This is a genomic window from Halorubrum marinum, from assembly GCF_048381195.1.
Taxonomy (GTDB): Archaea; Halobacteriota; Halobacteria; order Halobacteriales; family Haloferacaceae; genus Halorubrum.
The window spans coordinates 239,181-260,886 of the sequence record NZ_JBLWMM010000007.1 but is presented as its reverse complement, the minus strand read 5'-3'; the positions used below and the strand labels follow the sequence as shown (position 1 = coordinate 260,886).

The 21,706-nt window shown below is 69.1% G+C and carries 25 protein-coding genes; 14 read left to right on the top strand and 11 right to left on the bottom strand.

The genetic code is table 11. The features are described from left to right. Window positions 1-177: 177 nt before the first annotated feature. Window positions 178-1,317, bottom strand: coding sequence for a CBS domain-containing protein (locus tag ACNSN4_RS14865; RefSeq protein ID WP_418286625.1), 1,140 nt, complete (start codon window positions 1,315-1,317; stop codon window positions 178-180). A gap of 239 nt (window positions 1,318-1,556) precedes the next feature. Here ACNSN4_RS14865 and ACNSN4_RS14860 point away from each other — a divergent pair, with 239 nt between their 5' ends. Next, entirely contained in the window at window positions 1,557-2,240 is a 684-nt protein-coding gene (locus ACNSN4_RS14860; protein WP_418286624.1) for an HAD family hydrolase, read from the top strand. A gap of 59 nt (window positions 2,241-2,299) precedes the next feature. Here the strand turns inward: ACNSN4_RS14860 and ACNSN4_RS14855 are convergent, their stop codons facing one another. Then, window positions 2,300-2,959, bottom strand: coding sequence for a hypothetical protein (locus ACNSN4_RS14855; RefSeq protein ID WP_418286623.1), 660 nt, complete (start codon window positions 2,957-2,959; stop codon window positions 2,300-2,302). Window positions 2,960-3,064: 105 nt separating this feature from the next. Between ACNSN4_RS14855 and ACNSN4_RS14850 the strand changes: the two genes are divergently transcribed. Together ACNSN4_RS14850 and ACNSN4_RS14845 are read left to right on the top strand one after the other, a co-directional pair. Continuing rightward, on the top strand, window positions 3,065-3,841 hold the full coding sequence (locus tag ACNSN4_RS14850; RefSeq protein ID WP_418286622.1) for an aldo/keto reductase: 777 nt from the start codon (window positions 3,065-3,067) through the stop codon (window positions 3,839-3,841). Between the two features lie 184 nt (window positions 3,842-4,025). After that, entirely contained in the window at window positions 4,026-4,937 is a 912-nt protein-coding gene (locus ACNSN4_RS14845) for a bifunctional methylenetetrahydrofolate dehydrogenase/methenyltetrahydrofolate cyclohydrolase (RefSeq protein WP_418286621.1), read from the top strand. Between the two features lie 83 nt (window positions 4,938-5,020). Here the strand turns inward: ACNSN4_RS14845 and ACNSN4_RS14840 are convergent, their stop codons facing one another. From ACNSN4_RS14840 to ACNSN4_RS14820, 5 genes are all read right to left on the bottom strand, one after another. Continuing rightward, on the bottom strand, window positions 5,021-6,427 hold the full coding sequence (locus ACNSN4_RS14840; protein WP_418286620.1) for a class II fumarate hydratase: 1,407 nt from the start codon (window positions 6,425-6,427) through the stop codon (window positions 5,021-5,023). Between the two features lie 85 nt (window positions 6,428-6,512). Then, on the bottom strand, window positions 6,513-6,713 hold the full coding sequence (locus ACNSN4_RS14835) for a hypothetical protein (RefSeq protein WP_418286619.1): 201 nt from the start codon (window positions 6,711-6,713) through the stop codon (window positions 6,513-6,515). A gap of 43 nt (window positions 6,714-6,756) precedes the next feature. After that, window positions 6,757-7,170: an EamA family transporter gene (locus ACNSN4_RS14830; RefSeq protein ID WP_418286618.1), complete on the bottom strand. Its 414-nt coding sequence runs from the start codon at window positions 7,168-7,170 to the stop codon at window positions 6,757-6,759. Window positions 7,171-7,223: 53 nt separating this feature from the next. Then, window positions 7,224-7,547: a BolA family protein gene (locus ACNSN4_RS14825; RefSeq protein ID WP_418286617.1), complete on the bottom strand. Its 324-nt coding sequence runs from the start codon at window positions 7,545-7,547 to the stop codon at window positions 7,224-7,226. Between the two features lie 112 nt (window positions 7,548-7,659). After that, on the bottom strand, window positions 7,660-8,268 hold the full coding sequence (locus tag ACNSN4_RS14820) for a class I SAM-dependent methyltransferase (RefSeq protein WP_418286616.1): 609 nt from the start codon (window positions 8,266-8,268) through the stop codon (window positions 7,660-7,662). 91 nt (window positions 8,269-8,359) lie between these two features. On the opposite strand from ACNSN4_RS14820, the gene ACNSN4_RS14815 reads away from it, so the two are divergent. Beyond that, window positions 8,360-9,286 (top strand): hypothetical protein, encoded by a 927-nt coding sequence (locus ACNSN4_RS14815; protein ID WP_418286615.1) that lies wholly within the window; start codon window positions 8,360-8,362, stop codon window positions 9,284-9,286. A 30-nt stretch (window positions 9,287-9,316) separates the two neighbouring features. Here the strand turns inward: ACNSN4_RS14815 and ACNSN4_RS14810 are convergent, their stop codons facing one another. Then, the gene (locus tag ACNSN4_RS14810; RefSeq protein WP_418286614.1) at window positions 9,317-10,288 is read right to left on the bottom strand and encodes an ornithine cyclodeaminase family protein; all 972 of its coding nucleotides are present in this window, start codon (window positions 10,286-10,288) and stop codon (window positions 9,317-9,319) included. 55 nt (window positions 10,289-10,343) lie between these two features. Here ACNSN4_RS14810 and ACNSN4_RS14805 point away from each other — a divergent pair, with 55 nt between their 5' ends. The 6 genes from ACNSN4_RS14805 to ACNSN4_RS14780 all read left to right on the top strand — a co-directional run bounded on the left by ACNSN4_RS14805 (window position 10,344) and on the right by ACNSN4_RS14780 (window position 14,683). Continuing rightward, window positions 10,344-11,540 carry an NAD(P)/FAD-dependent oxidoreductase gene (locus ACNSN4_RS14805; protein WP_418286613.1) on the top strand — a complete coding sequence of 399 codons (1,197 nt, stop codon included), beginning with the start codon at window positions 10,344-10,346 and terminating at the stop codon, window positions 11,538-11,540. 96 nt (window positions 11,541-11,636) lie between these two features. Further along, window positions 11,637-11,816, top strand: coding sequence for a zf-TFIIB domain-containing protein (locus ACNSN4_RS14800; RefSeq protein WP_418286612.1), 180 nt, complete (start codon window positions 11,637-11,639; stop codon window positions 11,814-11,816). Window positions 11,817-11,847: 31 nt separating this feature from the next. After that, window positions 11,848-12,636, top strand: a complete 789-nt coding sequence (locus ACNSN4_RS14795) for a Rho termination factor N-terminal domain-containing protein (RefSeq protein WP_418286611.1) — start codon at window positions 11,848-11,850, stop codon at window positions 12,634-12,636. 5 nt (window positions 12,637-12,641) lie between these two features. Then, window positions 12,642-12,980: a hypothetical protein gene (locus ACNSN4_RS14790; RefSeq protein WP_418286610.1), complete on the top strand. Its 339-nt coding sequence runs from the start codon at window positions 12,642-12,644 to the stop codon at window positions 12,978-12,980. A 47-nt stretch (window positions 12,981-13,027) separates the two neighbouring features. Next, the gene (locus ACNSN4_RS14785; RefSeq protein WP_418286609.1) at window positions 13,028-13,579 is read left to right on the top strand and encodes a nucleoside deaminase; all 552 of its coding nucleotides are present in this window, start codon (window positions 13,028-13,030) and stop codon (window positions 13,577-13,579) included. A 30-nt stretch (window positions 13,580-13,609) separates the two neighbouring features. Then, complete coding sequence (locus ACNSN4_RS14780; RefSeq protein WP_418286608.1) at window positions 13,610-14,683, top strand: carbohydrate kinase family protein; 1,074 nt, start codon at window positions 13,610-13,612, stop codon at window positions 14,681-14,683. Window positions 14,684-14,688: 5 nt separating this feature from the next. Here ACNSN4_RS14780 and ACNSN4_RS14775 read toward each other — a convergent pair whose 3' ends face one another. Then, on the bottom strand, window positions 14,689-15,516 hold the full coding sequence (locus ACNSN4_RS14775) for a BtpA/SgcQ family protein (protein ID WP_418286607.1): 828 nt from the start codon (window positions 15,514-15,516) through the stop codon (window positions 14,689-14,691). Between the two features lie 93 nt (window positions 15,517-15,609). Here ACNSN4_RS14775 and ACNSN4_RS14770 point away from each other — a divergent pair, with 93 nt between their 5' ends. From ACNSN4_RS14770 to ACNSN4_RS14760, 3 genes are all read left to right on the top strand, one after another. After that, the gene (locus ACNSN4_RS14770; RefSeq protein ID WP_418286606.1) at window positions 15,610-16,068 is read left to right on the top strand and encodes a DUF7124 domain-containing protein; all 459 of its coding nucleotides are present in this window, start codon (window positions 15,610-15,612) and stop codon (window positions 16,066-16,068) included. Window positions 16,069-16,118: 50 nt separating this feature from the next. Beyond that, window positions 16,119-16,778, top strand: coding sequence for a CRISPR-associated protein Cas4 (locus ACNSN4_RS14765; RefSeq protein WP_418286605.1), 660 nt, complete (start codon window positions 16,119-16,121; stop codon window positions 16,776-16,778). Between the two features lie 64 nt (window positions 16,779-16,842). Further along, on the top strand, window positions 16,843-17,511 hold the full coding sequence (locus ACNSN4_RS14760; protein ID WP_418286604.1) for a type 1 glutamine amidotransferase: 669 nt from the start codon (window positions 16,843-16,845) through the stop codon (window positions 17,509-17,511). Between the two features lie 30 nt (window positions 17,512-17,541). On the opposite strand, the gene ACNSN4_RS14755 is transcribed toward ACNSN4_RS14760, so the two are convergent. Then, window positions 17,542-18,030, bottom strand: coding sequence for a cupin domain-containing protein (locus tag ACNSN4_RS14755; RefSeq protein ID WP_418286603.1), 489 nt, complete (start codon window positions 18,028-18,030; stop codon window positions 17,542-17,544). Window positions 18,031-18,260: 230 nt separating this feature from the next. Between ACNSN4_RS14755 and ACNSN4_RS14750 the strand changes: the two genes are divergently transcribed. Continuing rightward, window positions 18,261-19,883 (top strand): (R)-citramalate synthase, encoded by a 1,623-nt coding sequence (locus tag ACNSN4_RS14750; RefSeq protein ID WP_418286602.1) that lies wholly within the window; start codon window positions 18,261-18,263, stop codon window positions 19,881-19,883. 28 nt (window positions 19,884-19,911) lie between these two features. Here the strand turns inward: ACNSN4_RS14750 and ACNSN4_RS14745 are convergent, their stop codons facing one another. Continuing rightward, window positions 19,912-21,597: an alpha-amylase family protein gene (locus ACNSN4_RS14745; RefSeq protein ID WP_418286601.1), complete on the bottom strand. Its 1,686-nt coding sequence runs from the start codon at window positions 21,595-21,597 to the stop codon at window positions 19,912-19,914. Window positions 21,598-21,706: the final 109 nt, after the last annotated feature.

The window sequence follows — 21,706 nt, the reverse complement described above, 5'->3', positions numbered from 1 at the left end:
CGCGACAGACACTTTCCCGTGGATAGCATTGGAGATCTCGTCCCAGTGGGGGGATCCTGTTGGGGATCTGCCTGAGCCCAGTGAAGACGAACGCAGAACGACGGAGACGAACAGACCCATCGACTCCGATCGAAACGGAGAGACGCAGAAGCGACCGAGACGGCGGCTTCTCTCGGCCTACAGCTGGCCGAGCTTACGGAGCAGCTGGCCGCGGTACTCCTCGTCGGCGTTGACGCCCTTGATTTCGAGGACGTTCCGCTCCAGCTTGTCGAGCGCGACGTGGAAGGCGTGTTCGGCGCCGTACCCCTCACCCGACCCGCCGACCTGTCCTTCGTTGGTTCGGAGGCGGATCTGACACTGGATCAGGGGCGTACCGCGGAGCTTCTCCTTGTGCGCGTGGAGGCGAACGTGCGCGTGGATGACGTGCATGTCCGCGTACTTCTCCGCGACCTGCTCGATGGATTCGACGATGTGGGCGCGGGAGGTCGTGTCGAGGAGGTCGACGTTGGTGATCTGGACGTCCATCGACTCCTGCTCGGTGAACGTGAGCGCGCGGAGCACGTCGGTCTTCGTCACCATCCCGGCGACGCTCTCGACGCCCCCGGGAGTGACGACGAGCCCGGAGACGTCGTTGTCGAACATCCGCTGGACGACTTCTTGGGCGGTCTCGTCGGCGGTCGCGGTGACGACCGGACTCGACATGATGTCGTAGACGGGGATGTCGAGCATCCGGTCGATGTCGCCCGCGCGGTCGCCGCTCCCCTGTCGTTCCTGGTCGCGGACGACGAACTCGACGATGTCGTTGGTGGTGACGACGCCGACGAGCCGACCGTCCTCGTTGAGGACCGGTAGCCGCGAGATGCCGTTCTCGCGGAGACGGTTGATGGCGCGACCGACGCTCTCTTTCTCGTTGATGCCGATCACGTCTTCCGTCGCGACCTGTCCGACCGTGATCGCGTCGAGGCTGTCGAGAACCGCCTCGAGGATCTGGTCGACGGTGACGATGCCGTACAGTTTCTCTCCCTCGTAGACGGGTGCGATCTTCACGTCGCCCTCGACGAGGAGCCGAGCCGTCTCGCGAACGTCCTCGTGACGGTCGACCGACGGCGCCGGCTTCATGACCACGGACACCTTGGTGTCGTCTTCCATTCGCGACCGCATAAGCTGTTTCTCACCGACTACGCCGGCGTACTCGCCGTCTTCCATGACGATGATCCCCTTCGGGTTCTCCCGCTCGAAGATGGACCGGACCTTCGCGAGTCGCTCGTCGGCGTCTACTTCGACGTATTCCGGCACCGCAATATCAACAATGTTCATGGTCCAGTCTCTAGGTTGGTCACGCCGGGTATTGAAAGTGCGGGAGTTATGGCAGACTGTGGAAGGGTGTTCCGGCGGCCACGATGTACGCGTTTACGAGGCAGGCTACGCCCGTTTACGGGGCAGGCTACGCTCGTTTACGGGGCAGGCTACGCTCGTTTCGGGGTCTCGCTGGGGCCACCCGCGATCCACTACTGCCCAGTGAAAGCTTTTTGCCGGTTACCAACCGATTAACAGCCATGTACGACGCCGTCGTCTTCGACAACGACGGGGTGCTCGTCGGACGGACCTCGTTTGACACCCTCAGGGAGGCCGCTTGGGACGCCTTCGTGAGCCTCGGCGTCGACGACCCGGATCTGGCCCACGTCGACGACGTCGCCGTCGGCGTCGATCCGGCGACCCTCGCCGACATCTGCGAGCGCTACGGGATAGATCCGACCGAGTTCTGGCGAGTCCGCGACGAGACCGCGACGGCCGCGCAGGTCGCCGCCGCGCGGAAGGGCCAGAAGACGCCGTACGACGACGTCGACGCGCTCCGCCACCTCGACGCGTCGCTCGGCGTCGTCTCCTCGAACCAGCAGGCCACCGTCGACGCGGTGCTCGATCACTTCGGCCTCGCCGGACAGTTCGCAGTTGCGTACGGCCGCGAGCCCTCGATCGCGAGCCTCTCGCGCAAGAAGCCCTCTCCCTATTACATCGAGCGCGCACTGGAGGACTTAGGGGCGGAGACGGCCGTGTTCGTCGGTGACAACGAGTCCGACGTCCACGCCGCCGACAACGCCGGCATCGACTCGGCGTTCGTCCGGCGTCCGCATCGCCGGTCCGCCGAGCTGTCCTGTCAACCGACTTATGAGATAGACGATCTCCACGACCTCGTGAGTATCTGTCGACGAGCGCCGGCCGACGCGGAAGGTTCGATCTGACGGTCTCGCTGTTTCGCCGCTCCGGGACGAGAACGTCTCTCGTCGCTGTGGGCCGAGAGCTACCGAACGAGTTCGGTTTCCGGCGCGTCGACCACCGTGCGGGAGACCGCCTCGTCGTCCGCAGCGCCGCGGAGTTCGACCCCCCGAAGCCGGAGCGCGAGCGCGGCGTCGGCCCGCGCCGTCCCGTCGCGCGGGCGCAGCGTCAGCGACTTCGTGTCGCCGTCCGACTCGTCTCGATACGTGACGACGACCGTGCCGTCCTCGAAGGTCGCGTGCTCGACGTCTCGCAGCGGAATCCCGTCTATCCGGCGGCGAACCGCGGAGACGACGCCGGTTCCGAGGACCGTGACGAGACCGAAGAGGCCGAGGAACAGCCCGACTGTCGCCCCGTCGTTCCACGACCACTCCATCGCGACGGTGATCAGCGCCATGAGCGCCGCGGTGGCGGGCCAGCCCGCGCGGCGAACGACCGGCGGAAACCGCCCAGCCGCGAGCGCCGCGGCGCTCCCGGTGAACGTCCCAACGACACCGTAGTGAACGCGGAGCTCGCTCGGCGCGACGCGGACCGAACCGGAGGCCGTCCGGAACGCCCACGTGTGCTCGTCGGTCATCGGCGGTCCGTCGGGGGAGAGTGCCTCCGTCGGAACGACGAGACGCTCGGAGGGCGGGCCGGTGCGAGTCGGTCGCTGGCGGGTGCCGAAGCGGACATGGAGGGTCATCTGAGCGTTCGCGGGACACGTATAAAAATACCGTCACGATGTAAGAACCCGAAGAGTCACTCGGAACACCGCACGGTTTTACCCCCGTCGGATCGAGGGCAGAACATGGATCTTCCGTCCGTCGGTCTCGGGACGATGGGAATCGACGACCCCGAGCCGATCGCGACCGCGCTCGGCGTCGGCTACCGCCACCTCGACACCGCGCGGATCTACGACAACGAGGGGGTCGTCGGCGACGGACTCGCCGCCGGTCTGGACGAGTACGACGTGTCGCGTGAGGACGTGACCGTCGCCACGAAGCTCTGGATCGACGACCTCGGCGCCGACGACGTGCGGCCGACGGCCCGCGAGAGCGCCGACCTGCTCGGCGTCGAGACGCTCGATCTCCTCTACGTCCACCGGCCGCGCGGCGCGTACGACCCGGAGACGACGCTGCCGGCGCTGGATCGGCTCGTCGTCGACGGCCTCGTGGACCGAGTCGGCGTCTCGAACTTCGCGATCGACGACCTCGACCGGGCGCTCGACGTCCTCGACGCGCCGCTCGCGGCCCACCAGACCGAGTTGCATCCGCTGTTTTATAAACCGGAGCTCCTCGATCACGCTCGCGAACACGGGTACACGGTGGTCGCGTACTCGCCGCTCGCCGGCGGACGCGTGGGAGAGATCGACGCCGTGGTAGACGCGGCCGAAGCCCACGACACGACGCCCGAGGCGGTCGCGATCGCGTGGGCGACCGCGAAAGAGTCGGTCGTGACGATCCCGAAGGCGTCGAGCGAGCGCCACCTCCGCGCGAACCTCGCGGCCGCCGATCTAGAGCTTTCTCCCGCGGAGACCGCCGCGATCGACGCGGTCGAACGCGAGGAGGAGCTGTTCCCGGAGTAGTTGACGACGGCGTGGCTCGCGTGGCTGGCGTGGCCAGCGTGGTTCGCGTGGCCGACGCTGCCAGCGCAGCCGACGAGGCCCAGCCGAATAACTGATCCAGTATCATGTACAGATAACCGCGTTTTTACTCTGAGATAACCACGATCCCGCGTCATTTTTATGTCGGCTCCGTCTCGGATGAGACATGACGGAGACCACTGAGGGAACGGAGATCATCGACGGCGACGCCGTCGCGGCCGACGTGCGAGAATCGGTCTCGGCGCACGTCGACACGCTGGAAAACGCCGGCGTGACGCCCGGACTCGCCACCGTGCTGATGAGCGACGACCCCGCGAGCGAGACGTACGTCTCGATGAAACAGCGCGACTGCGAGGAGGTCGGTATCGAGGGCATTCACGTCGAAATCGACGCCGACGCCCCCGCCGCGGAGCTGTACGACGCCATCGACGAGCTGAACGCCCGCGAGGACGTCCACGGGATCTTAGTGCAGCTGCCGGTTCCGGACCACGTCGACAAGCGAAGCGTGCTTCGGCAGATCGCGCCGGAGAAGGACGTCGACGGGTTCCACCCGGAGAACGTCGGGCGATTGGTCGCCGGCGACGCCCGGTTTAAACCCTGCACGCCCCACGGCGTCCAGAAGTTACTGGCGGCGTACGACGTGGAGACCGAGGGCGCGGACGCGGTCGTCGTCGGCCGCTCGGACATCGTCGGGAAGCCGATGGCGAACCTGCTCATTCAAAAGGGGCCGCTCGGCAACGCGACGACGACGGTCTGTCACTCGCGGACCACAGACCTCGCGGGGAAGCTCGCCGACGCCGACATCGTCATCGCCGCGGTCGGGATCCCGGAGTTCATCGACGGCTCGGCCCTAAAGCCGGGCGCGACCGTGATCGACGTGGGGATCAACCGCGTCGAGGCGGACACCGAAAAGGGGTACGAGCTGGTCGGCGACGTCGAGTACGAGTCGGCGAAAGGCGTCGCGGGCGCGATCACCCCCGTCCCCGGCGGCGTCGGCCCGATGACGCGCGCGATGCTCCTTTATAACACGGTGAAGGCGGCCGGACTCCTGCACGACGTCGACCTCGATCTCGACTGACCGGGATCGGCCGTGAGCCGAATCGGCGATTCGATATGACAGATCGGCGAGCGGTCGCCGAGCAAGGCCCGAGTACGAGCCGCTCAGTCGTCGCCGAGGATGACGCGGTGGGTCATCGCTTCGGGGTCGAGCACCTCGTCGGCCTCCTCCTCGGTGAGGTACCCCTCTTCGACGGCGACTTCCCGGACGCTCTTGTTTTCTTTCAGCGCCTGCTTCGCGACCTTCGACGCCTTGTCGTAGCCGATCGCGGGGTTCAGCGCGGTCGCGAGCGCCATCGACTGCTCGACGCGGGTCTCGCAGTACTCCTCGTTGGCCTCGAGCTTCGCGACGAAGCGCTCGCCGAAGGCCGTGGAGACGTTCGCGAGCAGCTCGGCGGATTCGAGGAAGTTGTGCGCGAGAACCGGCTTATATAGGTTCAGGTCGAGCTCGCCGCGGGCGCCGCCCGCCGCGACCGCGGCGTCGTTGCCGACGACCTGCTTGTGGACCTGGTTGACGGACTCGGCGACGACCGGGTTGATCTTGCCGGGCATGATCGAGGAGCCGGGCTGGTTCTCCGGCTGTTCGATCTCCCCCAGCCCGTTTCGGGGGCCGGACGCGAGCAGACGCAGGTCGTTCGCCATCTTGTTGAGACTGCCCGCGACGGTGCGGAGCGCCCCGTGCGCCTCCGCCATCGCGTCGTGGGCGGCCTGCGCCTCGAAGTGGTTGTCGGCCTCGCGGAACTCCGTCCCGGTCTCGTCGGAGATGTACTCCGCGGCGAGCTCCGGGAACTCGGGGTGGGTGTTGAGCCCGGTCCCGACCGCGGTGCCGCCCAGCGCGAGCTCGCGGAGGTTCGACTGCACGGCCGTGACGCGTTCGATCCCCTTCGCGGCCTGCGTTCGGTAGCCGCTGAACTCCTGACCGAGTCGGATCGGCGTCGCGTCTTGGAGGTGCGTGCGACCGGTCTTGACGACGCCGTCGAACTCGGTCTCCTTCGCTTCCAACTCGTCGCGGAGGGTTTCGAGCGCCGGGACGAGGTCCTTCTCGACCGCTTCGAGCGCGGCGACGTGCATCGCCGTCGGGATCACGTCGTTCGACGACTGCCCGTAGTTGACGTGGTCGTTCGGGTGGACGACCCGATCGCCGATCTCCGCGCCCGCGATCTCCGCGGCGCGGTTCGCGATCACCTCGTTGGCGTTCATGTTCGAGGAGGTGCCGGAGCCGGTCTGGAACACGTCGACCGGGAACTGGTCGTCGTGCTCGCCGGCGATCACCTCGTCCGCGGCAGCGACGATCGCCTCCGCGGTGTCGTCCTCGATCAGCCCGAGTTCTCGGTTCGCCTGCGCGGCTCCCTTCTTCACCACGCCGAGCGCGCGGATGAACCGACGGCTCATCGGGATCCCCGAGATCGGGAAGTTCTCGACGGCGCGCTGGGTCTGTGCGCCCCAGTACGCGTCCGCCGGCACCTGCATCTCGCCGAGGCTGTCCTCTTCAGTGCGGTAGTCGTCACCCATGATCGACGCTTCCCCGCGAGGGCGAATAAAAGGTATCGAATGCGTACCGCTTCGCCGGAACAGGCGCGAGCGGGTGAGCGACCGCTCACTCCCGGTTCGCGACCCATCCCGCGAGTCCGACGAACGCGAGCGTCATCCCGAGGAACACGACTAATACCCACCCGAAGCCCGAGGCGAACGCCTCTCCACGGAGGAACTGTACGCCGAGAAACACGGCGGCGACGAGTGCGACGACCGGCCACGACGCGTCCTTCAGTTTCGCCAGTAGGGCGGGAGAGAGACGCATCGTCCGCTGTTTGCGGAGGAGCGGGATTAAATTTCGCTTCCGATCAGTACGCGATCAGTGCGACTGCGGCGACAGCGGCAACGATCCCGGCCACGTCGCTGACGGCCAGCGAATCGCCGAGGAGGACGACGCCGAGGACGGCGGCGACGACGAAGTACATCGCCGTGATCGTCGTCGCGATCCCGGCGGCACCCGCCTGCAGCGCGGCGTAGTACGCGACGGCACCGATCCCGGAGGCGACGCCCGCGAGCGCGGCGATACCGATCGCCGTCGGATCGCTCCCCAACATCGGAGTTCCCTGATAGAGGATGTATAGTCCGGCGACGCCGATCGCGACCGTGTAGGACACGACCATCGCGGCCTCCGGTGCCATCGACCGCGTCGCGACGTCCGCGAACAGCGCCCAGAACCCCCACGCGATCGCGCCGATCAGCGCGAGCGTGACGACGTGGTTCACGGTGTCAGTCCCCCAGTCACGCTCCCGGCCTCTCGTGGTTCATGGTATCCGCCTCACTCCCCGTCGACCGGGAACAGCCCCGCCTCGCGGAGCTCGTCGTCGAGGGTCCCGTCGCCGTGCTCGACGTACTCTTGTGGCGTGTACGTCTTGATTTCGAGCGCGTGGACGGACCGAGTCATGTGGTCGCCGACCGCGTCGTACACGCGCTGGTGCTGGTTCACGAGCGACTCACCCTCGAAGGCGGGGGAGACGACCCACGCCGCGAAGTGCGCGTCTTCGTCCTCGTCGTCGTGGATCCGCGGCGCCGTCACGCGGGCGACGGCGTCGGGGATCTCCGTCTCAATGAGTTCCGCGATATCCGTCGGGTCGATGGTCATACGCCGAGTGAGGGGCGGGTCGGCAAAAAGCGCCCGCATGTGTTCGGAAGCGCGTCACGACCGGTCTTGGCGTCGCTCCGATCGCGACCGATCGAACGCGGCGTCGCTCAGGCTACGACCGACCGGCCTCGAAGACGAGCCCGTAGTGGAACGGCGGGAGGTCGACCTCGCGCGCGAGCCGCAGGTCGCTCGCGTCCTCGACCGCCTTCCGGGTCTCCCCGGCAGAGAGCCGGAGATCGGTGGGTGGCCCCCGCGGCTCGCCGCCAATCGTCGTCTCCTCGCGCGGGCGGGCGCGCCAGTTCACGACGACGAACCGGCCGTCGGCGGAGAGCGCGTCGGCGACCCCCGAGACGAATCTCTCCCGGTCGTCGATCCCGTGGAACGCGTTCGCGAGAAGCGCGAAATCGACGGGCTCGGGCAGGTGGGCAGCGAGCTCGCGGGCGTCGCCGCGGACGGTGACGACGTTGCCGATCGCCTGTGCGGCGGCGAGCGTGTCGAGCTCTGCGAGGAGCGATTCGTCGAGATCGATCGCGTAGACCGTCGCCGGGTCGACGATCCGCGCGGCGGGTAGCGCGAAGTACCCGTTGCCGCATCCGATCTCTGCGACCCGATCGCCGGACGAGAGCCCGAGGCGGCGGAGCGTCGCTCCCGGTGTGGGCCAGATGCGGCCCCACCAGTCCCAGTCCGGTTGGCCCGTGTTCTGGAAGCGGTCGTCGTCCATACGACGAGGTAGCGATCGGCCGAACCTACGCGTTGCGATCGACCGCCGAGTGCGAACACGTTTGTCGTCGGAGACGATAGAGCCGTCTGAGATGGAGCGTCGAGACGACCTGCGGCGTGCGGCCGACGCCCTCACGGGTTCCGTCGTCGTCTGCGGGCTCGGCGCGTACGCCGAGGCGCTCGACGCGAACGACCTCCCGAACGCCCGGCTCGTCATGGCGCCCGACCTGACTGAGGAGGCGGCGAGCGGCGGGCTAACGAGAAACGCGTCGCGTGAGACCGTCGCACCCGCAGCCGTCGTAGTCGCCGTCGACCCCGCGGTAGGCCTGACCCTCGACAGCGACACCTGTCGAACGCTCGCCGACCTCGCCGGTCTGGACGCGTTCACCGTCGCGGTCGTTCCGGGGTGCGCAGCGACGCAGGCCGACCTGTCCGCGGTCGCCGATCGCGTCGACGCCGTGCTGCTCGCGGGCGGAGACGAGAGTGACGAGCCGACCGCGACGGACCCGGTTATCACCGCCGTCGTCGATTTCCTCGCTATCGTACAGGCGCCCGGATTCGTCAATCTCGATTTGACCGACGCGCAGACAGTCCTCTCGACCGGAGTCTCCGCGCTGGGGACCGGAACCGCCTCCCGCGACGATCCGGCGGGGGCGGTCGACGCGGCGTTCGCGGGGCTGCCCGAGAGCGTCGACCCGACCGCGGCGAGCGCGGTGCTCGTCGACGTCGTCGTCGATCCGGTCACCAGCATCGCCGCCGCGACAGATGCCGTCGGCGCCGTCCGCGGGCGGATCGGTGAGGCGGCGAACGTGATCTGGGGCGGCGCGGTCGACGAATCCGCCGCCAACGAGCTCCGCATTCGACTCGTCGTCGCCGACGTGCGGCACAGCCCGTCGCTCGCCGCCGGCGACGCGTGCCCGCGCTGCGAGGCGCGGCTCTCGGCGTACACGTTTGGGGCGCGAGAGACGCTCTCGTGTGACGCCTGCGGCTACTCCGACATCGCCGTTCGGCGGGAGTGACCGGGGCGCGGGTGAGAGCAGGGGGCGTAGCTACAGCGCGATCTCCGTCCCCTCGTCGCGCGCGACGGCGGCTTCGTACACTGCCGCACCGGCCGCCGCGTCCAGGACCGCAGAGCCGACGCTGACGACGCTGACGATCGCGTCGGGAGACCGGCGCTCGTAGCCCCCGCTCGCGAGATCGCCGAGCGGCACGAGGTCGTTCGCGCCGAGGTCGACATCCGAAAAGTCCCCGGTCTCGACGACCTCCGACGGCACGTCCGCGAACACGGTCTCGGACCGGGCGAGCACGGCGGGAGCGAGCTCCCGCATCTCCGGCGTGAACGCCCCGACCGCGACGACGACCGCCCCGTCGGCGAGCGCGTCCGGCGGGAACACCGGCTGCGTGGCGGTCGTCGCGGTGACGACCACGTCGGCTTCGGAGACCGCGTCGGTCGGCGTGTCGACGGCTCGCGCGGGGATTCCCTCGTCGGAGAGGTCGGCCGCGCACGCCGCCTTCGAGTCGCTCGGCGAGTAGATCCGCACGTCCGCGAGCGCGGCGACCGTCGCGACGGCGCGCGTCTGCCAGCGGGCCTGCGCGCCGGCGCCGATGACCCCGAGCGTGAGCCGATCGGGAGCCAGTTCGCGGGCCGCGAGCGCGCCGATACACCCCGTCCGGGCGTTCGTGACGGCGGTACCGGCCATGAACGCGTCGGGGACGCCGGTTCGGGCGTCGGTGAGAACGATCTGCGCGTTGACGGTCGGGAGCCCGCGGGCCGCGTTCCCCTCGTGGACGCCGACGAGTTTCGTCGCGTACCGCTCGGCGCCGTGGACGTACGCGGGCATCGCGATCCCGGTCCCGAGCGGCGAGTCGCCGTCGAGACCGGCCCCCACCGGAAAGTGCGGTCGGTCCGGTCGCTCGACCGCGCCCGCCGCCTGCCTGACGAGCGCGTCGCCGACGACGTCGACGAGCGACGCCAGATCGAGGCTGCGCTCGACGGCCGCCTCGTCGAGTACGAGTACCATATCCGACCGGACAGTCGCGTCCGGGACTTATTAGCTGTCGGGGCGATGGGGCCGCATGGACGTGATCGTCGTCGGGGGCGGAATCGTCGGCCTGTCGGCGGCTCACGCGGCCGCCGAGCGCGGCGCAGATGTGACCCTCCTCGAAAAGGGGTCGCTCGGCGGCGGGAGCACGGCACGGGCGGCAGGCGGGATCCGCTCGCAGTTCTCGACCCGCGTGAACGTCGAACTGTCGCTCGCCAGCAAGGTCGTCTGGGACGACTTCGCGGATACGTTCGGGGTCGATATCGGGCTGCGCAAGAACGGCTATCTCCTGCTCGCCCGGACCGAGGCCACCGCCGACCGGTTCCGCGAGAGCGTTCGGGTCCAGCGCAATTGCGGCGCGGAGACCGAGTACCTCACGCCCGCCGAGGCCGCCGACCGGTGTCCGGGAATCGACCCCGACCCGTTCGTCGCGGCGACGTACAACGCCGACGACGGCGTCGCGGACCCGAACCTCGCCGTGCAGGGATACGCCGCGGCCGCCCGCGACCTGGGTGTCGACCTCAGGACGGGCGTCGCCGTCACCGACGTCCACCGCGAGGGAGACCGAGTCGTCGGCGTGGAGGCGCGGACGGACGCGGGCGCCGAGCGGCGCGAGACGGAGGCGGGCACCGAGCGGCACGAAGCGGACGCCGTGGTCAACGCGGCCGGCGCGTGGGCCCCGCGGGTCGGTGCGCTCGCGGGCGTCGATCTCCCGATCGTACCCCGACGGCGCCAGATCGCGGTCGTCGAGCCGTCGTCGCCGATCCCCGAGTCGTCGCCGCTCACGATCGACCTCGACACGGGGTCGTACTTCCGGCCGGAGCGAGACGAGATCGCTCTCGTCGGGGGTCACTTCGCGGAGGGCCGTGACACCGAGGAACCGGCCGATCCCGACGCGTTCGACGAGGGGATGGACATCGACTGGGCGGCCGCGGCCGTCGAGCGCGCGGCCGACTACGCCGCGTACTTCGGACCGGACACGCGGATCAGGCGCGGCTGGGCGGGGCTGTACGCGGTCACGCCCGACCACCACCCGATTATCGAGACGTCGCGACCCGGGCTCGTGACGGCCGCCGGGTTCTCCGGGCACGGATTCCAACACGCGCCTGCGACCGGACAGGTCGTCGCCGACCTCCTGTTCGACGGGCGGTCCTCGCCCGTCGATATCTCGGGGCTCGACCGCGGGCGGTTCGAGCGAGGCGAGTCGCTCGCGGAGCGGAACGTCGCCTGAGCGGTCCGGCTGTTCCGACGTCGCGGCCGGTTGAGTCCTACTCGCGAATACCCCCGTCGCTTTTGAGGGCTCGCGTCTACCCTCCACGTGATACCCGTGTCATCCGAGTGCCCGCGCTGCGGCTCGGCGCTGTCCACCTTCGCGCTCGCCGGAGCGACGGCGGTCGCCTGCGACGACTGCGGCTACGCCGGCGTCGAGGCCGACCACTCCGGCGAGCCGCGACTCGTCGAGAGCTGGGAAGACGCGTTCGCGCGGTTCCAAGAGGCCCGCGACTGACGGCCCGCGACTGACGGACCACAACTGACCCATGCCCACGCTCGACATCACTGACGGCCACCGAGACCGGATCGAATCGCTTCGCGAGGCGCTGGCGGCGGCCCACGCTGGCCCCTACGCCTCCGTCGATACGGAGGACGCGCTCGCGTACCTCTTGGACCTCGCCGACGCCGTCGACGACCCCGAACTGGCCGCCGATCCCGCGGTTCTCGCGCCCGACCCGGTCGAGCCCGCAGACGCCGAGGCTGACGGTGCGGCCGCCGCCGCGGGCGCGGACGCAGTCCCGGCATTCGACCGAGACGCCGCCCGCGAGCGGCTCGGCGCGCGAAACCGTCGGCACGGCGACCCCGACGACGCCGACGAGATGGACCTGTACGCGATCGCCGCCGCGTTCGACGTCTCCGGCCGGAGCGACATGACGAAAGCGGAGCTGATCGACGCTATCCTCGACGCGGCCGAAGCGCTGGCGGACGACCCGTTTTCGCTGGTCGATGTCGATCTCGCGGCCGCGAGCGAAATCGACGCCGACGGCGACGACACTGAAAAGGGCGACAGCGACGACACTGAAAAGGGAGAGAGCGACGACACTGAAAAGGGCGACAGCGACGACACTGAAAAGGGAGAGAGCGACGACACAGAAGAGAGCGACGACGCCGGTTCCAGCCAACTCGACGCCATGATGAGCCTGCTCGACACTCACGACGACAAGTGGCGCGAGGGGGAGGGCGACGCGCGGTACGAGGTGGTGCTACCTGACGGCGACGTCGAAACGGCCCGCACGAAGGACGACGTGCGGGCGCTGCTGTTCAAGAACTACTGACCGAGATGGGCCTTCTCACCAGACTCAGCGCGTGGCTTGCGGACCTGTTCGGCGGCGGGAACGGCGAGGAGTCGCCCGACGCGTCTGCGAAAGGTGACGCAGATCGCGGCGAAGGCGACCGCACCGGAGCCGCCGAGGGGCCGTCGTCGGGGCTGGACCCGAACGCGACGACGGAGGTCCGAACCGATACGACCGACGACGCCGTCGACGCGCTCCGCGACCTCCGTCAGGCACGGAACACGGCGTCGGGGTCTAACGACGGATCGACGGCGACCGCCGACCACAGTTCCGCCGCCGACGGCGACCACACTCCCGACGACGACGCCGACCCCGACCGGTCCTGATCTGCCGTCTCACGAAGCGTTAGGTGCCCCGAGTCGAACACCGATCCATGAGTGACGACTCGGACGACCCCGAGACGACAGACGATATCGACGGCGACGAGCCGATCGACGAGACCGGATCCGAGACCGACGACTCCGATGCTTCCCACACCGATCACGAGTACGTCGACCGAGCGATCGAGCTGGCGGCGGAGTCGGTCGAGGCGGGGAACACGCCGTTCGGCGCGGTCATCGTCGTCGACGGCGAGATCGTCGGCGAGGGGCACAACGAGACGCGAACGAACGACGACATCGCCGCGCACCCGGAGATGACGCTCGCGCGGTGGGCGGCCCGAGAATTGTCCCCCGAGGAGCGCGCCGACTGCACGATGTACGCCAGCACGGAGCCGTGTCCGATGTGCGCCACCGCGATCCACTACGCCGGGCTCGACCGGGTCGTCTTCGGGGTCGACGGCGCGACCCTCGACCGACTCACCGGCGACGTGGTCACGATCCCCTGCGAAGAGGTCGTTCGGCGCGCCGGCGGCGAGACGACCGTCGAGGGACCGATCGCGACGGACGCCGCGATGGCGCTTCACCGGTCGTTTTATGAGGGATAGCGCGGCGATGTCCCCGTCTACGCACCGTCGATGACGGCCGCATCTCCCACCATCGTCGTCGTCGGTGCCGCGGCGATAGACGAGTGGTACGCCGTCACCAACATCCCCGAACCGGACGGCGGCGCGTACGCCAGCGAAGTGACGACCGCCGCCGGCGGCGTGGGGGCGAACGTCGCCGTCGCGCTCGACGGGCTCGGCCGAGACGTCGGGCTCGTCAGTCGCGTCGGCGACGACGCGTACGGCCGACGCGCCCGCGAGAGCCTCGATTCCACCGGTGTCGACACCGCGCGCGTCCGCGTCGGTGACGACCCCACGACGCGCTCGGTCATCCTGCGCGACCCGGACGGGGAACGCGCCATCGTCACCGCCGGGGAGAGCTTCCGAAAGCTCCGGCTCGACGCGGCGGATCGCGAGGCTATCGCGGCCGCGGACGTCGTCTTTCTCACGGCCTACACGCCCGACGAGGTCTCGCGAGCGGTGCTCCGGACGGTCGAGTCGGCCGCGGCTGACGATGAGGCGAGTGACACGACGAGCGGTCCGCCTCGCCTCGTCTTCGACCTCTCGGGATCGATCGAGGAGCTGATCGGTCGCGGCACCGAGCCGGAGACGATCCACCGACTGCTCCATCGCGCGGATCTCTTCGTCGCGGGCGACGTGGCGGCCGCCGCCTACTTCGGCGGCCGGGAAGCGGCGGTTCGGCGGATCGCCGCGGCGCAGGCGACCCGAGAGGGTTCGCCGGACGCCCGCACGAGCAACGGCCGGTCGGGCGACGGCTGGCCGCGCGCCGTCCTCACCCACGGCGCCGACGGAGTAACCGTGGTCACCGACGGAGAACGGCGCTCGTTCGACGCGTTCGAGGTCGACGCCGTCGACGCGACGGGCGCGGGGGACGCCTTCGTCGCGGGGCTGATCGATCAGTGGATCGCGGCGGCGGAACCGGTCGCACCGGGCGTTCGATTCGCGGCCGCGGTCGCGGCGATCAACTGTCAGTCCCGGTTCACACAGCCCGGGCTCCCGACGCGCGCGGAGGTCGAGGCGTTCCTCGGTGAACGCGGAGATCGCGGTGACTCTGGCTTCGATTCAGACCGACGCGACGGCCGGTAGCCCGGCTATCGGACCTCGTCCGCCCGCGCCACCAACTCGGCGACGCGCTCCGGGTCGACCGGGGCGGTCGTCTCGCCGCCCTCCTTCAGCGCCGTGCCGACGATGACGCCGTCGGCGGTCGTCAGCACGTCCGCGACCGTGTCGGCGCGAACGCCGCTCCCGACGAGCACCGGCGTGTCGAGCCCGTGAGTCTCTCGCTCGGCGACGACCGCCTCCAGCGCCTCGTTGTCCATCGCCTCGCCCGTCCCTCGCCCCGAAGCGATCACCGCGTCGGCGAGCCCTCGTTCGGCCGTGTCGGCGAACGACTCCGCGGTGTAGCCCGCCGCCGTCAGCGGCGCGGAGTGTTTCACATCCGTGTCGGCGAAGACGCCCGCGTCGACGCCGAGTCGCTTCCGGAGTCTGAGCGTCTCGTGGGCCGCGCCCTCGACTATCCCCTGGTCCGTGACGCGCGCGCCGGTGTAGACGTTCACGCGGACGTAGTCGGCCCCGACCGCGGCGGCGACGGACAGCGCCGCCTCGGCGTCGTTCCGCAGGACGTTGATCCCGATCGGGAGGTCGGTCTCCGCGGCGACCGCGGTCGCGGCGCGGGTGACGCCCGCGACGACCGACTTCGGTACGTCGTCGGGATAGAAGGGCGCGTCGCCGAAGTTCTCGATCACGATCCCGTCGACGCCGCCGCGGTCGAGCGCGCGGGCGTCGCTCGCCGCTCGATCGACCGCCGCCTCCATCGCGCGCTCCCCGTCCGCGGGGGCTTTCGGTGCGCCCGGCAGCGGCGGGAGGTGTACCATGCCGATCACCGGCGCGTCAGTGCCGAACGTGGCCTCGAAATCCATGTACGGAGTCGGAGGTGGGCTCACGGTATAAGAGTCCCCGAAGCGTCCCCACAGGGTTTTGTCGGTCGCCGCCGAATCTACCGGCGACAGTCCATGAGCCTCAACGTCGACGCCGACCGAGCCGGCGAACGGTCCGGCGAGGTGACGCTCGTCTTCTCGCTGGGCGCGGCGCGGACGCTCGCCGACCCCGCGGGCGTCTTCGCCGACGCCCGCGAGTGGAGTCGGTACGTCGGGGTCGTCGCCAACGAGGCCGACGACGTCGCCTCGTTCCTCCGGAGACACGGGCTGGAAAACGACTACGCGCTCCGCAAGTGGGACAAGTGGGGCACGCTCGGAGACATCCACGCGGAGGCCGGTACGCCCAGACACGTCTTCGTCGGAACGACCGGATCGGACCGACGGCTCGCGACCGCCATCGGCTTCGAGTTCCTGACGATCCGCGAGGCGGCCGAGAAGGCTGGCTGGGAGCTCTCCGATCCGAGGGGCGTCAACGCGGACGACGATCGCGGGCTCCTCGACCGACTTCGACGGGCGGTGACAGACCGCCTCTGACCGAAATCCCTTCCCACCCCTTATGAGTGGTAGCGCCGCCAGAAACCCCCGTGATCCCCTTTAGCGATGTCGCGCGGGCCGCGTACTGTCCGAGACAGCTCTACTACGATCGCCGCGAGGACGATCGCTCGATCCCGGACGCGGCGCAGGCCCGGATCGATCTCGCCTTCCGGTACCCCGCGCTCGCCGACGCGCCCGATCGAACCCTCAGACGCCTTCCGATCCGCCGCTCGCCAGCGGCCTACCGCCGGAATCTCGCGCGGCTCCGCGAGCGCGACGACTACGACGGACTCGTCGACCCCGAGCGCGAGCGAGCGTTCCTGTCGGGGAAGGACTGTCACGGAATTGTTTATAAAATCCTCGCGGGTGAGGAGACGGAGCCGCCGGTTCCAACGGTCGTCTCCCCGGGTGAGCCGCCGGACTGCGGGGTGTGGGAGTCGCAGTCGGTCAGGGCGGTCGCCGTCGCCAAGGCGCTCGCGTGGGAACGCGAACGCGAGGTGCCGCGGGCCGTGGTCGAGTACCCGAGTGTCGGCGCGGTCCGTACAATCCGGCTCACCACCCGGCGGAAGGCGGCGTACCGCCGGGCGCTGCGCGCCACCCGCGCGATCGACGGCCCGCCGTCCCGCGTCGACGACGACCGGTGTGGCTCCTGTGAGTACCGCGATCGATGCGGAACGGCACGCCGGTCGATCCGGTCGCTTCTGGGGTGAGAACGGCGATTCGACTGTCGAGACGACCCAAAGTATATGCTCTCGAAAAGCGGACCTGTACGCTGTGACTGTTCCCGGTACAGAGTCGTTACAGCTGTACGTGGTTCGAAACGAAGTCGATCCGGAGCACGAGTACCACTGTGACGCGGTGGCGGCGCGGTTTCCGACCGCAACGGAGATAGACTTCGTCGCGGGCGAGCGCGTCCCCCTCGACGACGCGGACGGGGTCATCCTGACCGGTAGCACGGCTGGCGTCTACGAGTCCGAAAGCCGCCCGTGGATCGCCGAGCAAGAGGAGCTCGTCCGCGAGCTCGTCGCTCGGGAAATCCCGACTCTCGGCGTCTGTTTCGGACATCAAGTGGCCAATACGGCGCTCGGCGGGAGCGTCGAGGAAATCGGAACGACCGCGACGCTCGTCGAGGCGACCTTCGCGGACGACCCGCTGTTCGACGGCGTCGACCCGGTCGTGGTCTCGCTCCACGGCGACGCCGTGACCGAACCGGGAGCCGACATGGAGGTCATCGCGTCAGCCGATCACACTCACGTGTTCGGGACCGCTCACGGGACCGCACCGCTGTGGACCGTGCAGTTCCACCCGGAGATTACGGCCGCACACCGCGACAGACTCGTCGCCGACTTCGATTGGGAGACGGACCGCCTCTCGTTCGAGGACGTCACCGCGGGACGGGTCTTCGAGAACTTTGTCGAACTCGCCGGTGGAATTTCGGAATAGCGGACGCCGGGGGAGCCGAACGAGACGGACCTACGGCGAAAACGAGGTATCACACTCGCCACAGGTGAAGCGGAACCGTCCCCCGTCGGTGAGCTCGGTCGCGTGCGGGTGCTCCTCGCCGCAGTCGCGACACTCGATCAGCGTCTCGATCTGCTCCCAGTCGTGGCGCGCGCCGGGCGCGCCGAACGCCCACGCGACGACCTCGCTATCCGCGTCCTCGCGTACGAATCCGGACTGGAACTCGCCCGGCGCGAAGCGGATCAGCTCGCCCGCGCTCACGTCGACGCGCTCGCGTTCGCGGCCGACCTCGAATGTGGCGGTCCCCGAGAGCACGTAGAATATCTCCTCTTGGTCGCCGTGGGCGTGGAGCCCGCCCGCGAACGCGTCGCCGGGCGCGAGCTCGAAGTAGTTCATCGCGACGTGCTCGGTGCCGAGCGCCCGCGAGACCGGTTTTCGGAGGTCGTGGACGCCCATCGGGTTCGTGACGACGTCGACGTCGTCGATCGCGACCTTCTGCATGGTCACCGCTCTCTCGCCCCGGTCAAAGCTGTCACGATCACTCCACTTATCTGTGTGTGACACGTCGACACGGGCACGAATGACACGAGACGATCGTGATCGTTCGGAGGATAGAGGAAGTCGCCTCACGGCGGCTGGCCGCGAAATTCTCCGGCGATAGCGACTCCGGGGCACGACCGCCCCGTGGCGGCACCGGCCCAGAACACACCGACGAGCCGACGGACTCCCTTTTGACTCACACACCACTCACCACACTCGACGAGGTACAGCTGTTAGACACGACCTTACGCGACGGCGAGCAGATGCCCGGCGTCTCGCTCACCCCCGCGGAGAAGGTCGGCATCGCCCGCGAGCTCGACGCCGCCGGGATGCACTTCGTCGAGGCCGGTTCGGCCTGCACCTCCGAGGGCGAGCGCGAGGCCATCCGCCGCGTCGCGAGCGAGGGCCTCGACGCGACCGTGACGAGCTTCGCTCGCGGCGTCAAAAGAGACATCGACCACGCGCTCGACTGCGGCGTCGACGGGATCAACCTCGTCGTCCCGGCCTCTGACAAACACGTCGAGACGAAGGTCGGATCGACTCGTGACGAGGTCGTAGAGAAGACCACAGAGCTCGTCGAGTACGCGACCGACCACGGGCTGTGGGTCGAGGTGCTCGGCGAGGATGGCTCGCGAGCCGACCTCGACTACCTCGAACGGCTGCTCGGTGCGGGTCTCGACGCCGGCGCGGACCGGATCTGCTACTGCGATACGGTCGGGGCCGCGAGCCCCGAGCGCACCGCCGACGTCGTCTCCCGACTCGCCGACCTCGGACCGACGAGCCTTCACACCCACGACGACCTCGGGTTCGGCGTCGCGAACGTCCACGCCGGGCTGCGAGCGGGCGCTGACACGGTTCACGGAACGGTGATGGGCGTCGGCGAGCGCGCCGGCAACGTCGCCTTAGAGGAGGTCGCCATCGCGCTCGCGCGGTCGTACGACGTCGACACCGTCGAACTGGAGCGGCTCTACCGGCTCTGCCGGACCGTTTCGGAGGCGACGGGCGTCGCGCTTCCCCCGAACAAGGCGGTCTGCGGCGCGAACGCCTTCGCGCACGAGTCCGGGATCCACACCGACGGCACGCTGAAGGACGGGACGATGTACGAGCCGTACCCGCCGGAGACGGTGGGGCGGGAACGGCGGCTCGTCCTCGGGAAACACGCCGGGCGCGCGGGCGTCCAGGCGGCGCTCGCGGAACACGACGTCGCCGTCGACGACGACGAGCTGCGCGAGGTCGTGAGCCGCGTCAAGGACCTCGGCGACCGCGGGAAGCGCGTCACCGACGCCGACCTACTCGCGATCACGGAGGACGTACAGGGGCGCGAGCGCGACCGCCACGTCGATCTCGTGGACCTCTCGGCCACCTCCGGCGGGAACCTCCCGACCGCCTCGGTCAGGCTCCGCGTCGGCGACGAGGAGCGCGTCGCGGCCGGAACGGGAGCCGGACCCGTCGACGCCGGGCTCGAAGCGGTCCGGGCCGCGCTGGCGGGCAACGACACCGGGACCGGCGGCGCGGGGGCAGACGACGACGCGTCCGGCGGCGTCTCCTTCGAGCTCGACTCCTACCACGTCGACGCGATCACGGGCGGCACTGACGCCGTCGTCACCGTTGAGGTCGATCTGTCGCGGGGAGACCGGTCCGTCTCGGTCTCGTCGACGGACGCCGACATCACCCGCGCCAGCGTCGTCGCGATGGTCGACGGCCTCGATCGGCTCCTCTCGGCCGCCGCCGAGGATGGGTCCGTCGCGGACGTAGCCTCGGCGGCGGCCGAGAGGTGGCTGCCGGAACGACGAGCGAGGACTGGGCGCGAGTGATCCGGTTCCGCAAAGCGCGAACGCGGCCCTACCGCTTCTCGCCGCGCAGCCACACGTAGTCACAGGCGTCGAGTCGGAACGCCACGCCGCCCTCGGCGACGTGATAGTCGCCGTCGCCGACGATTCGCTCGACAGTGTCGGGGTCGGCGTCGAAGCCGACCACCTCTTCGCGGTAATCGTCGGCGAGGTTGTGCGCGCAGAGGAGGACGGTCTCCGCCTCGTCGCTTCCGGTCTCCTCGCTGTCCGCGCCGCCGTCGTAGTCGAACCGATGGACGCGCGTCTCCTTGTGATCGGCACCGAGTGCGCGGTAGTCACCGCGAGCGATCTCGGGACACGCCGCTCGCGCAGCCACGAGTTCTTCGACCCGCGAGAGCAGCGAGTCGGGGTCGTCGCGTTGGGCGGCGACGTTGACGCGGTTGTACGCGTACTCTCCCTCGTCGATGACGGGATTGTAACACTCCTCGGGGGCGGCGGTCGAGAAGCCGGCGTTCAGCGAGTCGTCCCACTGCATCGGCGTGCGGACGGCCTCGCGCTCGCGGAGGTCGAGGTCCGCGCCCATCCCGATCTCGTCGCCGGACTGGAGGGCGACGGACCCCGGCAGGGCGAACAGCAGGCTGTGTGCGAGCGCGATGCGGTCGGCGTCGCCGTCGTACAGGTCTGCGAGCCGCAGACGGTGCCCCCGCTCGAAGATCCACGAGTCGCCGTCGGCGTCGCCGAAGTACTCGCGGGCGTGCTCGAACGCCTCCTCGGGGAGCTTCAGGAGGTTCCACTCGTCGTGGTTGCGCAGGAAGTTCACCCACGTCCCGATTCCGTCGATATCTGGGAGAATCTCCTCAGCGCGCTGGAGCGGCCACGTGTCTTTCACGCCCACCGCGTAGGTGAGGTGAGCGTTCATCACGAAGTTGAACTGGAGGTGGAACGCCTCGCCGTCGCCGAAGTAGTAGTCGAGGTGTTGGGGCTCGTCGTCCGCCTCGGCGATGAGGACGGCGTCCGCTTTCTCGGCCTCGACGACTCGGCGCATCTCTTTGAACAACTCGATGGAGTCGCCCAGATCGGTCTCGTCGAGCGTCGTCGCGTGGTGCCCTTTGGGCATGAGCATCGGATGGGCGGCGTCGATCCGGAAGCCGTCGACGCCGTGGTCGAGCCAGAAGCGAAGCACGTCGTACAGCTCCTCGCGGACCACGGGGTTCGCGACGTTGAGGTCGGGCTGATGGCCGTAGAACTGGTGGAAGTAGTGTTTCCCCGCGACCTCGTCGTACGACCAGACGCCGTCCTCGTACTCGGGGAAGATGTTGCCGCGCTGGTGGGCGTCCTCGAGGTGGCTCGTCCACAGGTAGTAGTCGTGGTACTCGGACTCTGGGTCCTCACGAGCGCGCTGGAACCACTCGTGTTCGTCCGAGGTGTGGTTGAACACGAGATCGGTGAGCACGCGGATCCCGCGGTCGTGAGCACCCTCGGCGAATTCGCGGAAGTCGTCGAGGGTGCCGAGCCGCTCGTCGACGCCGTAGTAATCGGCCACGTCGTAGCCGTTGTCGCGCAGGGGGCTCGGATAGAAGGGGCGGACCCACAGCGCATCGACGCCGAGCTCGTCGAGGTACTCGAGCTTGGCGGCCGCACCGCGGAAATCCCCCCAACCGTCACCGTCGCTGTCGTTGAACGTCTTGACGTCGAGCGAGTAGATCGTCGCGTCCTCGTGCCAGTCCGAGTGGCTCATGGGTCGGCGTACGGAGCCGGGGGTCTGGTTTCTTGTGGTTCGGTTCGGTGCCACGCGCAGCTGACGGCGGCGCGACCGCCCGCGTCTGACGGGGTTTTTATTCGATGAC